Annotated in this window: 10 protein-coding genes; 6 read left to right on the forward strand and 4 right to left on the reverse strand. The window is 67.2% G+C overall.

Annotated features, from left to right (window positions below; all coding sequences use genetic code 11):
• Positions 1 to 124 precede the first annotated feature (124 nt).
• A complete protein-coding gene (locus tag G6N09_RS07525) occupies positions 125 to 2,050 on the reverse strand; it encodes a fatty acyl-AMP ligase (protein WP_308214847.1) in 1,926 nt (641 codons plus the stop codon).
• A gap of 37 nt (positions 2,051 to 2,087) precedes the next feature.
• On the reverse strand, positions 2,088 to 3,284 hold the full coding sequence (locus G6N09_RS07530; RefSeq protein WP_083025343.1) for a cysteine desulfurase-like protein: 1,197 nt from the start codon (positions 3,282 to 3,284) through the stop codon (positions 2,088 to 2,090).
• 123 nt (positions 3,285 to 3,407) lie between these two features.
• Between G6N09_RS07530 and G6N09_RS07535 the strand changes: the two genes are divergently transcribed.
• From G6N09_RS07535 to wzm, 5 genes are read left to right on the forward strand one after another with little or no spacing between them, the layout of a single operon-like run.
• Positions 3,408 to 5,342, forward strand: coding sequence for a DUF6541 family protein (locus G6N09_RS07535; RefSeq protein ID WP_083025570.1), 1,935 nt, complete (start codon positions 3,408 to 3,410; stop codon positions 5,340 to 5,342).
• The gene (locus tag G6N09_RS07540; protein ID WP_083025342.1) at positions 5,318 to 5,899 is read left to right on the forward strand and encodes a bacterial proteasome activator family protein; all 582 of its coding nucleotides are present in this window, start codon (positions 5,318 to 5,320) and stop codon (positions 5,897 to 5,899) included. The genes G6N09_RS07535 and G6N09_RS07540 overlap by 25 nt, the downstream gene beginning before the upstream one ends.
• 19 nt (positions 5,900 to 5,918) lie before the next feature.
• Positions 5,919 to 6,728, forward strand: coding sequence for a galactan export ABC transporter ATP-binding subunit Wzt/RfbE (gene wzt / locus G6N09_RS07545; RefSeq protein ID WP_083025341.1), 810 nt, complete (start codon positions 5,919 to 5,921; stop codon positions 6,726 to 6,728).
• Positions 6,725 to 7,636 (forward strand): galactofuranosyltransferase GlfT1, encoded by a 912-nt coding sequence (gene glfT1 / locus G6N09_RS07550; protein ID WP_083025340.1) that lies wholly within the window; start codon positions 6,725 to 6,727, stop codon positions 7,634 to 7,636. The genes wzt and glfT1 overlap by 4 nt, the downstream gene beginning before the upstream one ends.
• The gene (gene wzm, locus G6N09_RS07555) at positions 7,633 to 8,463 is read left to right on the forward strand and encodes a galactan export ABC transporter permease subunit Wzm/RfbD (RefSeq protein ID WP_083025339.1); all 831 of its coding nucleotides are present in this window, start codon (positions 7,633 to 7,635) and stop codon (positions 8,461 to 8,463) included. Before glfT1 ends, wzm begins: the two co-directional genes overlap by 4 nt.
• Before the next feature lie 9 nt (positions 8,464 to 8,472).
• Here the strand turns inward: wzm and G6N09_RS07560 are convergent, their stop codons facing one another.
• Positions 8,473 to 9,024 (reverse strand): hypothetical protein, encoded by a 552-nt coding sequence (locus tag G6N09_RS07560; protein ID WP_165756580.1) that lies wholly within the window; start codon positions 9,022 to 9,024, stop codon positions 8,473 to 8,475.
• Between the two features lie 323 nt (positions 9,025 to 9,347).
• On the reverse strand, positions 9,348 to 11,897 hold the full coding sequence (locus G6N09_RS20275) for a PE family protein (protein ID WP_163752706.1): 2,550 nt from the start codon (positions 11,895 to 11,897) through the stop codon (positions 9,348 to 9,350).
• Positions 11,898 to 12,223: 326 nt separating this feature from the next.
• Here G6N09_RS20275 and G6N09_RS07570 point away from each other — a divergent pair, with 326 nt between their 5' ends.
• Complete coding sequence (locus G6N09_RS07570) at positions 12,224 to 12,625, forward strand: GtrA family protein (protein WP_083025567.1); 402 nt, start codon at positions 12,224 to 12,226, stop codon at positions 12,623 to 12,625.
• Positions 12,626 to 12,699: the final 74 nt, after the last annotated feature.

Raw genomic sequence — 12,699 nt, forward strand, 5'->3', positions numbered from 1 at the left:
AAAGCGCGAATTGCCATGTCGCCAACGCGATACATGTGATAGGGGTCGCAACGCCTAAGCGTTCGTGACCTGAAGCGGCTGGTGCCTCAACTGAGGACGATCCTCTTAAGGCGTCTCAGGAAGCTCAGCTCTGGCCCTGCTGGCCCTTTGATTCGCGCAGTCGCCGTGCCAGGCCCGTAGCGGCGAGCTGCGCCAGGCCGCCGAGCAAGGTGTTCTTGACCTCCGGAGCGCGTTTTTCCGGCAGCGGCTCCGTCCACTGGGCCATCGCCGCCAGCTCGCCGGCGACGTACTGGTCGCGGCACGCACTGCGCTGAATCTTGCCGCTGGTGGTGGTCGGTATCCGCATCGGCTTGAGCAGCGCGACAGCCTGCACGTCGATCCCGTGGTGCGCGCGGATGGCTGCCCGGATGGATTCGATCAGCTCGTTGAGGTCGACCCCGACGGCTGTGTGGTGGTGTACCTCTTGGACCACCACCACGTATTCCGGGGCATAGCGCTCGGTCGGCAACTGGAACACCGCACCTCGGCTGGGCATCAGGGCCGGATGGCAGGCCTGCACGGTCAGCTCGATGTCGTTCGGGTAGTGACTGAATCCGTTGATCGTCATCAAGTCCTTACACCGGCCCGTGACAAACAGCTCGCCGTCGCGGAAGAACCCCAAGTCGCCACTGCGCAGGTAAGGACCTTCGCCGGTGTCGGCCAGGTGCGCCTGGAAGGCATGCTCGGTCTCTTCGGGACGTTGCCAGTAGCCCACGCCGACACACGGCCCGGACACCCAGATCTCGCCCACTTCCTCAGGGGCGCGAAGTTCCCGTGTCTCGGCATCGACGATGCGGACGTCCAGGAGCTCCGACTTCTTGCCGCAGCCCACCAGCGGCAGCGCGGTCTCCGGGTCGGCACCTTCGATTGGCACCTCGACGACGCGGTCCTCGGTGAGCGCGGGCCGGTCGAAGTACCGGACCACCGGCACCGGTGAATCCGACATGCCCGTCACACCCAGGGTGGCCTCGGCCAGCCCATAGGCCGGGAGAAAGGCTTCCGGCCGGAAACCGGCGGGCGCGAAGGCGTCGGTGAAGGACTGCAGCGTCTCGGAACTAATAGGTCCCGCACCGACCACGGCGATCGAGAGACTCGACAGATCCAAGGCGGCGCGCTCCGCCGCGGTGCTGCGCTTGACGCAGGCCTCATAGGCGAAATTCGGCGCAGCGGTGATGGTCGCCTGATAGCGCGATATCGCCTGCAACCAGCGCATCGGGCGCATCAGGAAGGCACTCGGCGACATCAGCACCGTGCTGCGGCCGCCATAGATAGTGCCGACGATGCCCCCGACGAACCCCATGTCGTGGTACTGCGGCAGCCAGGACACCCCGCTGATCGGGCTGTTCATCACGGGTGCGTCATCGGCCGGGTTCAGGGCCCACCGCATGACCTCCAGGTTGGCCAGGTAGTTGCGGTGAGTCAGCACGCAACCCTTCGGCACCCCGGTGGAGCCCGAGGTGTACTGAATCATGGCGAGGCTGTCGGCGCCGACGTTCTGCGGCTCCCAGGCCGCTCCATCGTCGAAATCATCGTCCATGTCCAGCCACGTCAACTTCGGCCCGGAGCTGAGACCGTCCACCGCAGCCTTCATCTTGGCCTGGGTCTTGGCCGTCGCCAGCGCGAAGCGCGCATCCGACTCAGGGACCACGGTCTCGATGCGCCGGATCGGCCAGTGCTCGTCGACAGGAACCGCGACGGCGCCGGCATAGAAGCAGCCGAACAGGCCGGCGACGCTGTCCACACCGGGGCGGCACAGCACCAGCACCCGCTCTCCGGAGGCACCGTAAGCCTGCAAGCGTGCCGCGATCGCGCGTGCCCGCCGGTCCAGGTCGCGATAGGTGACCCGGGCCTCTTCCACATCTCCTTCTGGGCAGAAGATGAAGGCAGGTGTGTCCTGAAAACGCGCGGCTTGCTGCTGCAGCAGGTCAACCAAGGTGTCCAGGGCCAAAGGGGCCAAGGAACTTGTCAGTTCTGCCATCGTCTGATCTGCCTTCGGTGAGACGTCGGTCACGGCCCATAGCGTAGCGGGCCCTACGACACAGGTGGTCCTAACCCAGCGACGCCAGCGCCCGAACCAGCTGGTCCACCTCGGCCATCGTCGAATAGTGGCTCAGCCCGATGGTGACCGCTCCCCCGATGTCATTGACCCCGATGGCGTCCAGCACCCGGGAGCCGGCGTTGGCGATCGCCAGCACACCGTTGTCGGCCAACCGCTGTACCACTCGCTCCGCCGGTACCTTCTGTACCGCGAAACTGACCACCGGGATACGCACCTCGGGCTGACCGATCAGCATCACCAAGGGCAGTGACCGCAGCGAGCTCAGCAGGTAATCGAACAGCCGATTCAAGTACGTCGCCGCCGAGCGCATGGAGACCGCCAGGCGCTCGGGCCGCGTACCCCGGGCCGACTCGTCCAGTGACGCCAGGTACTCGACGCTGGCCACCAGTCCGGCGAGCAGACCGAACTGGTGCAGACCCACCTCCAAGCGGGCCGGGCCCGCTGCGTGGGGGCTCAGCGATACCGAGCTGAAGGTGTCGATCAGCGCAGGGTCACGAAAGACCAGCGCCCCGACCGGAGGCCCGCCCCACGAGGCCGCATTGACGGCCACCACATCCGCCTCGACCTCGTTGATGTCGATCAGCTGATAGGGCGCAGCGGCGGAGTGGTCCACCACGGCCACGCCACCCACATCGTGGATCAGCTTGGTGACGGGCCGCAGGTCGGTGACGGTGCCCAGCACACCCGACGCTGACGTGAGCGCCACCAGACGCGTGGACGGCGTGATCAGGTTCTCCCACTGCCAGCTGGGCAGCTCGCCGGTCTCGATGTCGACCTCGGCCCATTTGAGCTTGGCGCCGTAGCGGTTGGCGGCCCGCACCCAGGGCGCGATGTTGGCCTCATCGTCGAGACGGCTGACCACCGTCTCGTAACCCAGGCTCACCCGCGACGAGGCGGCATCGGCCAGCGCACTCAACAACACGGCGCGATCAGGACCGAGCACCACCGCGGACGGATCGGCCCCCACCAGATCGGCCACCGCCTGACGCGCCGCCACCAGTACCGCGGCACTGCGCCGGGCCGCCGGGTGTGGACCGCTCGCCTTGGCCAGGGATCCTCGGAACGCCGTCGACACCGTCGTCGCCACCGAGTCCGGGATCAACATGCCGGACGGCGAATCCAAGTGCACCCATCCGTCACCGAGCGTCGGGTGCAACCCACGCACTCGAGCGACGTCATAGGCCATGCCAGTCACCTTCGAACTCAAGATCGGCGATCGGTGAACGTCTCGGATAACGAGGTAGCTCGCCGCATTACCGAGCTATGTCACCTTGGCAGACATACTAGTGCAGTGGTTCTCGGGTTCGGAATGGTCGCAGCGCTTTTGCTGCTGGTGCTGCCAGGTGCGCTAGCCGCCGTCGGCGCGGGGTTGACATGGCCCTTAGCCGTGGCGGTGGGACCGGTGCTGACCTACGGGGTAGTCGGCCTGGCGATTGTCCCCTTCGGCGCGCTCGGAATCCCTTGGAACGCAATCACTGGACTGGCCGCGCTGGTGGTAGCCGCGGCACTGACCGGCGCCCTGGCCAGGGGCCTGAGAACTTTGCTGGAGCGCCGCGCCCGCATCCATGTCGCAGCGCCTGCACCCGCCGGTTGGCCCATCCTCACGGTGGCTGCGGGAGCCCTGCTCGGGGTATTGCTGATCGGCTGGGCGGCCGTGCGCGGGATACCGGATTGGCAGAGCATTCCCAGCACCTGGGACGCGGTGTGGCACGCCAACACCGTCCGCTACATCCTCGACACCGGCCAGGCTTCGCCGACCCACATGGGTGAGCTGCGCAATGTCGAAACCCACGCCTCGCTGTATTACCCGTCGGCGTTTCATGCGCTCACCGCGGTGCTGTGCCAGCTGACCGGTGCCGCACCCACCACCGCGTACACCCTGGCCGGCCTGGCCGCCTCGGTCTGGCTGTTCCCGGTCAGCGCCGCGCTGATCACCTGGAATCTGCTGCAGCGGGTGACCAGCACCGCCGTGACCGCGGTGGCCGCGGGTGCTGCCGCAGCACTGTCGGCATCGTTCACCGCCCTTCCCTATGTCGAGTTCGGCACCGCGGCCATGCCCAACCTGGTGGCCTACGGGCTGGTGGCGCCGGCGTTCGCGCTGATCACCGCGGTCCGTACGCTGCGCGACCGCATCCCGGTGGCGGTGCTGGCGCTCATCGGGGTGTTCTCGGTGCACCCGACCGGCGGTGTGGTGACGTTCCTGCTGGTGGCGGCCTGGTGGCTGAGCCCCTTCGACGGCGCGTTGTGGCGGCCGGTGCGCGGCAAGCGACGCGACACCCTCGCCCTCGCCGGGGTCCTGGTTCCGACGGCCGTACTGCTGTTGCCGCAACTGCTGAGCGTGCGCAGGCAGGCCGAGATCATCGCCGGCCACGCGTTTGTGACTCACGAGGGACGCAAGGAAGGTCTGCATGACGCACTGCTGATGCACACCCGCCACCTCAATGACTTTTCGGTTCAATACGCGCTGGTGGCGTTGGCCGCGACCGGCGCGGTGGTACTGATGACACGCAAGGTGTGGTGGCCGCTGCTGCTCTGGGCCGTGCTGGCGGTGGCGGTGGTGCAGTCCTCGGCTCCCACGGGAGGTCCCCTGGGCACCGCGGTGGGCACCTTCACCGAGCTGTTCTACAACGATCCACGCCGGATCATGGCGGCGATGACCGTGCTGCTGGTTCCGATCGCCGGGGTGGGGCTGGCGGCCCTGGCCGGGCTGGTGGTCACGCCGCTCGGCGCGCGGGCACGCCCAGCGCTGACCGGGCTGCTGCTGGTGACGGCGGCGGTGGGGCTGGCCTGGCACTACCTGCCTCGGCACGCGTTCCTGTTCGGCGACAAGTACGACTCGGTGATGGTCGATCAGCGCGATCTGCAGGCGTACGCCTACCTGGCCGGGCTTCCCGGTGCCCACGACACCGTGATCGGCAACGCCAACGTTGACGGCAGCGCCTGGATGTACGCGGTCGCCGACCTGCATCCACTCTGGACGCACTACGACTATCCACAACAGCAGGGCCCCGGCCCGGAGCGGTTCATCTTCTGGGCCTTTGCCGACGACGCCGACACCGATCCCCGGGTGGCGGCCGCCGTGCACGACCTCAACATCCGCTACGTGCTGATCAGCACCCCGACAGTGCGCGGGTTCACGCTGCCCGACGGGCTAGTCTCACTGGAGAAATCGCGGTCGTGGGCCACGGTCTACGACAACGGCGAGGCCCGCATCTACGAATGGCAAGGAGACGCAGCGCGTTGAGCACCGACGGGAGCGGCGCATACGGCCGGGACATCGACGGCGTCGAGATCATCAGCGGTGCAGACCCGCGACTGCTGGCCACCGGGCTCAACGGTGCCGCAGACGCCGACGCCGATTCCGATGACGAGCGGTCGGTGACCGACCTGATCGAGCAGCCGGCGAAGGTGATGCGGATCGGCACCATGATCAAGCAGCTGCTTGAGGAGGTGCGAGCAGCACCGCTCGACGAGGCCAGTCGGGTCCGGCTGCGCGAGCTCCACTCCGCCAGCATTCGCGAACTCGAGGACGGCCTAGCCCCGGAGCTGCGTGAGGAGCTGGACCGGCTGACACTGCCGCTGCGCGAGGACGCCGCGCCGTCGGACGCCGAACTGCGCATCGCCCAAGCCCAACTGGTCGGCTGGCTAGAAGGTCTGTTCCACGGCATCCAGACCGCGCTGTTCGCCCAGCAGATGGCTGCTCGAGCGCAGTTGGAGCAGATGCGCCACGGCGCACTGCCGCCCGGCACTGTCGGCGGCGGACACGGCCAGGGCCACACCGGCTCGGGCCAATACCTGTAGGCCTACAGGCGGAATTGCTGTGTCTGCCAACGAACCCCGCATCGAGACCCGCGACGCCTGGGTCGAGTTCCCCATCTTCGACGCCAAATCGCGCTCGCTCAAGAAGGCTTTCCTCGGCAAGGCCGGCGGCGCGATCGGACGTAACAACTCCAACGTGGTGGTCATCGAGGCACTGCGCGACATCACCATGTCGCTGTCGCTGGGCGACCGCGTGGGCCTAGTCGGTCACAACGGTGCCGGCAAATCGACGCTGCTGCGGCTGCTTTCGGGAATCTACGAGCCGACCCGAGGCTCGGCATCGGTGGTCGGGCGGGTGGCGCCGGTGTTCGACCTGGGCGTGGGCATGGACCCGGAGATCTCCGGTTTCGAGAACATCATCATCCGCGGACTGTTCCTCGGCCAGACCCGCAAGCAGATGGCCGCCAAGGTGGATGAGATCGCCGAGTTCACCGAGCTGGGCGATTACCTGGCCATGCCGCTGCGCACCTACTCCACCGGCATGCGGGTGCGGTTGGCCATGGGTGTGGTCACCAGCATCGACCCGGAGATCCTGCTACTCGACGAGGGTATCGGCGCCGTGGACGCCGAGTTCTTGAAGAAGGCGCAGAGCCGCCTGCAGAAGCTGGTGGAGCGATCCGGAATCCTGGTCTTTGCCAGCCACTCCAACGAATTCCTCGCCCGGCTGTGCAAAACGGCGATGTGGATCGATCACGGCACCATCCGGATGACCGGTGGCATCGAGGAAGTGGTCGGCGCCTACGAGGGCCCAGACGCGGCCCGGCACGTGCGTGAGGTGCTGGCCGAGACCCAAGCCGGGGAACAGGCGTGACGGAAACCGTTTACGCCGTCGTCGTAACTCACCGACGGCCGCAGTTGCTGGCCGAGTCGCTCACGGCACTGACGGGCCAGACCCGGACACCCGACCACCTGATCGTGGTGGACAACGACAACGATCCCACGGTAGCCGAATTGGTTGCCGCGCAACCGATACCGTCGACATACCTCGGATCGCGGCGAAACCTCGGCGGCGGAGGCGGTTTCGCACTGGGCATCCTGCACGCCTTGGCCGCGGGCGCGGACTGGGTGTGGCTGGCCGACGACGACGGCCGCCCGGCGGACTCGCGGGTGCTGTCAACGCTGCTGGACTGCGCCGCCAAGCACCAGCTGGCGGAGGTCTCGCCGATGGTGTGCAACATCGATGACCCGTCGCGACTGGCATTCCCCTTGCGGCGTGGGCTGGTGTGGCGGCGCGAGGTGAGCGAATTGCGCACCGGCGCAAGCGGGGAGGACCTTCTGCCCGGTATCGCATCCCTGTTCAACGGCGCGCTGTTCAGCGCTGACGCGCTGGACGCGGTCGGCGTTCCCGACCTCCGGTTGTTCATGCGCGGCGACGAGGTGGAGGTGCACCGCCGACTGGCCCGGTCCGGTCTGGCGTTCGGCACGTGCTTGAACGCCGCCTACCTACACCCGTGCGGGTCCGAGGAGTTCAAGCCGATCCTGGGCGGCCGGATGCACGCGCAATACCCGGACAGCCCCGTCAAACGCTTCTACACCTACCGCAACCGCGGCTACCTGATGGCGCAGCCCGGCATGCGCCGACTGTTGGTCCAGGAATGGCTGCGATTCGGGTGGTTCTTCCTGGTGTCGCGCCGGGATCCAGCTGGGTTGATCGCGTGGGCCCGGCTGCGCCGGCAGGGACGTCGAGAGCAGTTCGCCAAACCAGAGGGGCAGCAATGAGTTTCGACGACGTTGCCACGCAGTCCAAGACATTTGCGCGGGCGAGGGCCGATCTGGTGGACGGTTTCCGGCGCCATGAGCTGTGGCTGCACCTGGGCTGGCAAGACATCAAACAGCGCTACCGACGCAGCGTGCTGGGACCGTTCTGGATCACCATCGGCACGGCCACCACGGCGGTGGCGATGGGTGGGCTGTACTCGAAGTTGTTCCACCTGGACCTGGCGGTGCACCTGCCCTACGTGACGCTGGGGCTGATCGTGTGGAACCTACTCAACGCCGCGATCCTGGAGGGCGCCGACGTGTTCGTCGCCAACGAGGGATTGATTAAGCAGCTTCCGACACCGCTGAGCGTGCACGTCTACCGACTGGTGTGGCGCCAGATGATTCTGTTCGCGCACAACATCGTGATCTATCTTCCGATTGCACTGATCTTCCCCAAACACTGGTCGTGGGCTGATCTTTCGGTGATTCCGGCATTGCTCCTGATCGCACTGAACTGCGTCTGGGTGTCGCTGTGCTTCGGGATTCTGTCCACTCGCTACCGCGACATCGCCCCATTGCTGTTCTCGGTGGTGCAGCTGCTGTTTCTGATGACGCCGATCATCTGGAACTACGACACCCTGAGCGCGCAGGGGGCCTCACGCTGGACGGCGGTGGTGGAGTTCAACCCGCTGATGCATTACCTGGACATCGTGCGCGCCCCGCTGCTGGGGGCACACCAGGAGCTGCGGCACTGGGCCGTGGTGCTGGTGCTGACCGTGGTCGGCTGGGTAGTGGCCGCCCTGGTGCTGCGCCAGTACCGGGCGCGGGTCGCGTACTGGGTGTAGGGGCGGCGATCAGGCGACGAGGTCGGCCAGGCCGAAATCGGCCAGCACGGCCTCGAAGCCGTCCACAACGGCCCCGGTATCGACACTGTCGACGGAAAGCACCGCATCAAGACCGGCCGGCGGGACGAGGTCCTGCGCACCAGCGCCAAGGAACGTCTCGGCCCAGCCCGCCAGATCGACTGCCACACTGGAGCCGGGGTCAAGCAATTCGCCGGTGAACCAGTTCCGGGTCTCGTACCAATTCACCAAGTCGTCGAACATGCTCTGTACCGCGCCCGCGGCCGTGCCCAGCAGGGTAAAGGTGTCCTCAATCCCTTGCAGCCCTTCCGTGAGCAGCAACAGCGGCGTTCCGACGAGCACCGTCAGCGGGATGATCACGAACAACTCGCCGAGCGCCTCAAGGGAGATGACGAACGGAAACCACGGATAGTCCGGGTTGTCCAGAATGGGAATGATCCAGTTCAGTCCGGTCAACGTACCGATGATGTCCATCAGGCTGGAGTCAGCGTTCAGGGCGGTCAGCTCAACCGGCGCGGACACTGTGGCGGCCTGCAGGACCACGGGTGCCGCCGCGGCGGGTAGCGGTGCCACACCACCTGCCGTGAACGCCACCGCACCCGCGGTCGCAACGCTGGCGAAAGCCCGGGAATAACCGATCGACGTCATCCACATAGTCACTGATTGTATTGCAGGGCTGGCGCTTTTCGAACCAGGAACGGACGTCTGGCATGAGTTCTTCTGGGTGCCTGGGGAATGCTGCGCAGCGCAGGCTCGGCCGGGTTCACCGGTAGCGGCTAGGCGCGAAATACGTTCCATGGAAAGGCTTTTGAGACAAGAAACGCCCCGCACGGTGTGCGGGGCGTTTCTTGTGATTTGTCCGACGGCTACGGCTGCCCGACGGGCGGCTCCGGAGCGGTGCCCGGAGTGCCATCCTGGCCCGGAGTGCCGGTCACCGGGCCGGTACCCCCAGCGCCACCGACGCCTGCGGCTCCACCGGCGCTGCCGGTACCCGGGGTGTCGCCGGCCCCACCGTTGAGGCCGTCGTCGCCCAGGTGCGGGGTGACGACGTCGCCGCCGTTACCACCGTTACCACCGTTACCACCGACGTTGTCGCCATCGCCGCCAGCACCACCGTTACCACCGGCACCGCCGTGGACGTTGTCGATCGGACCCGAGGAGGAGTCGCCGGAGGTGGTGTTCCAATCCGGGTCACCCCAACGGATGTCGCTGGCGCTGCCGCCGTTACCGCCGGCACCACCGTCGCCACCGACACCACCGGTGCCGTCGACGTTGGCCAGGCCGAGGCCGCCAGCACCACCGATGCCACCGGCACCACCGTTGGCACCGCCCGCGTTCGGGTCGCTGCCACCGTTACCGCCGTTGCCACCGGCCCCACCGGTGGCACCGAAGCCACCGGCACCGCCGGCACCGCCGAAGCCGGCCGAGCCCTGCGGTCCCACGACGCCCGACCCGGCCGGGCCCTCGACCGAAGCGTGACCGGTCACGTCAGCGATATCGCCACCGTTGCCGCCGTTGCCACCCTTGCCACCATCACCGATGTGTCCGTCGCTGCCGTTGGCCGCGCCCGTACCGGCCGCGCCAGCGTTACCGCCGGAGCCTCCGTAGCCGCCGTTACCGGGGGCGTTGTACAGACCGTGCACGGAGTCGGTTGCGCCGTGGATCGAGGCGCTTCCGTGACCGCCGTTGCCACCGTCGGAGCCGGCCCCGCCGACACCACCGTTGCCACCGTTACCGGCGGTGCCACCACCGTTACCACCGGCACCACCGTGACCGCCCGCGGCCCCGTTGCCACCGCTGGTGGCCGAGACATCGGCCGGCGATCCGCCATCGCGGAAGCCGTTGACACCGTCGCGGCCGTTCGTGGCGGCCGAGGCGTTGCCGCCGTTACCGCCGTTGCCGCCGTCACCGTCAACACCGGCAGCACCCGCGGTCGCGCCGGCTCCACCAGCTGCACCACCGGCCGCAGCAGCGCCACCGTTACCGGCGTTGCCACCGTTACCGCCGGCTGAGCCGTTCTCGCCCACGCCGTTGGCCGCCAAGCCGTCGGCACCGGTGCCGCCGTCGCCGCCGCGACCACCGTTACCACCGATACCACCGTTGCCGTTGGCACCGACCGTGCCGACCACCGAGCCGACACCAGCCGCACCACCGACCCCACCCTGGCCGCCGATCGCACCGTTGCCACCGTTGCCGCCGGTACCACCGTCACCGGAGCCCTCATCCGCGAAGCTGCCCGCCGCACCGGTCACACCAGCGCCACCGTTACCGCCGGCGCCACCGACACCACCGGCACCACCGTTGCCGGCAGCACCGGGGGTGTGCACCCCGAAGAAGCCACCCGCGCCACCGTTACCGCCGACGCCACCGTTGCCAGCAAGCCCACCGATGCCGGCATCGCCGCCGTCGGGCTCGTTCTCGTCACCGGCAGCCCCGGCACCACCCGCGCCACCGTTGCCCCCGACACCACCGGTGCCACCGGCACCGGAGTTGCCGAACAGGCCGGCCACGCCACCGCTGCCGCCCGCACCACCGTTACCGGCAGCGCCACCGGCCTGGCCGATACCACCGGCAGCACCAGTGCCACCGGTACCACCGATACCGCCGACGCCGCCGTTGCCGATCAGGAAGCCACCGTCACCACCGGTGCCACCGGCGAAGCCGATCAGGCCGATGTCACCGATGCCGCCCTGACCGCCGGCGCCACCGTTGCCCATCAGGAAGCCACCGGCGCCACCATCGCCACCGAGGCCGAAGAAGCTGCCACCGTCGCCACCGTTGCCGATCAGGCCGGCGTTGGCGCCGTCGAGGTTCAACGGCGAACCCGCATCAAAGACATACGTGCCGTTCTCGATGCCGGCCAAGGTGACCACGTCACCGTTGCCATCGAGCAACACCGAGCCCCCGGCACCGATCACGTCACCATCGGCGTTGACAAACGCACCCGTGCCACCGTCACCGAACAGGAAGCCACCCGCGGTCGCCGCGTTGTAGACCAGATCCCCGTCACCATCAATGGTCACGAAGGCGCTGGCACCGTTGTTGAAGACACCGTCAATCGCCAGACCGCCACCGATCAAGAACTGACCAATGCCATAGATCGGCTGGTAGATCAGCGCGTTGAGCGTGTTGGCCACCAGCGCGTTCAGGCCATCGAGCGGGGTGGCCGCTGCCGAACCCGCCAGGTCACCATCAAAGAGCGTGTTGAATCCCGACCAGTCAAAACCCGTGGTGTCCACCGCGCCGGGCTCAAACCAGCTGAACAGGTCCCCGAAGAAGTCATCCAGGTCAGCGCTCGCCGGCGCCGCCGTCAGCGGCGTCATGCTCACGGCAAGGAAGGCTCCCACAGCGCTGGTGGCCCCGACGAAACGGTTGATCTTGCGCTTGTTGCCCTTGCCGGCGAAGCGGTCAGACATAGATTCCCCTCAGATTGCTTGACTGTTCACGGTTGACGGCGGCGTAAGTAACTTAGCCACCGTTAAGGTAACAGAACCTGTGAACAGATTCCAAGCGATATCGTTAATTTCCTGAGAAGGTTCGCTGCCTCGTGGGTGGCCAGCGCCTGAACTGCGTCGCTATGCCCGGACGTAGAAGTTTGCTGTGCCGCCGGCCTGCCCTGGGCTAGCCTGGCTCAATCTCGCCCGGCGGACTTCACTGTGATTTTTATTAGGGCCGCGCAAGCAGTCCGTAACTGGTGTGCAGGGTTGAACGCACCCCTGCTTAAGCTGCCCGAGTGGACCAGATGCCCAGCAGTCCGTTACGCCTGTCGACCCAGGTGTGGCGTTTCCTTATTACCGGGGCGCTGTCCGCGGTGGTGGATTTCGGGTTGTACCTGCTGCTGTATCTCGGCGCAGGTGTCCCGGTGGATCTCGCCAAGGCGGGCAGCTTCGTCGCCGGCACTACGACCGCCTACCTGATCAACCGCCGGTGGACCTTCCAGTCCTCAGCGCATGCGGGTCGGTTTGTCGCGGTGATGGCGCTCTATGCGCTGACGTTCGGGGTTCAGGTGGGGATCAACCATGCCTGCCTGGCGTTGCTCGACTACCAACGGTGGGCGCTGCCGGTGGCGTTCGTGATCGCCCAGGGGACCGCGACCGTGATCAACTTCGTGGTGCAGCGGACGCTGATCTTCCGGACGCGCTGACGGACTGCTGCCCGTCCGCTAGGGGCCTGGCTTCGGCAACGAAACGAGGGTGCCCCGCACACGTTGCGTGTGCG

The sequence above is a fragment of the Mycolicibacter minnesotensis genome (assembly GCF_010731755.1).
GTDB lineage: Bacteria > Actinomycetota > Actinomycetes > Mycobacteriales > Mycobacteriaceae > Mycobacterium > Mycobacterium minnesotense.

Excerpts from the sequence above, each read along its gene's own strand:
- G6N09_RS07530 (WP_083025343.1), bottom strand. The coding sequence starts at position 3,284 with ATGGCCTATGACGTCGCTCGAGTGCGTGGGTTGCACCCGACGCTCGGT.
- G6N09_RS07535 (WP_083025570.1), top strand. The coding sequence starts at position 3,408 with ATGGTCGCAGCGCTTTTGCTGCTGGTGCTGCCAGGTGCGCTAGCCGCC.
- G6N09_RS07540 (WP_083025342.1), top strand. The coding sequence starts at position 5,318 with ATGGCAAGGAGACGCAGCGCGTTGAGCACCGACGGGAGCGGCGCATAC.
- wzm (WP_083025339.1), top strand. The coding sequence starts at position 7,633 with ATGAGTTTCGACGACGTTGCCACGCAGTCCAAGACATTTGCGCGGGCG.
- G6N09_RS20275 (WP_163752706.1), bottom strand. The coding sequence starts at position 11,897 with ATGTCTGACCGCTTCGCCGGCAAGGGCAACAAGCGCAAGATCAACCGT.
- G6N09_RS07570 (WP_083025567.1), top strand. The coding sequence starts at position 12,224 with ATGCCCAGCAGTCCGTTACGCCTGTCGACCCAGGTGTGGCGTTTCCTT.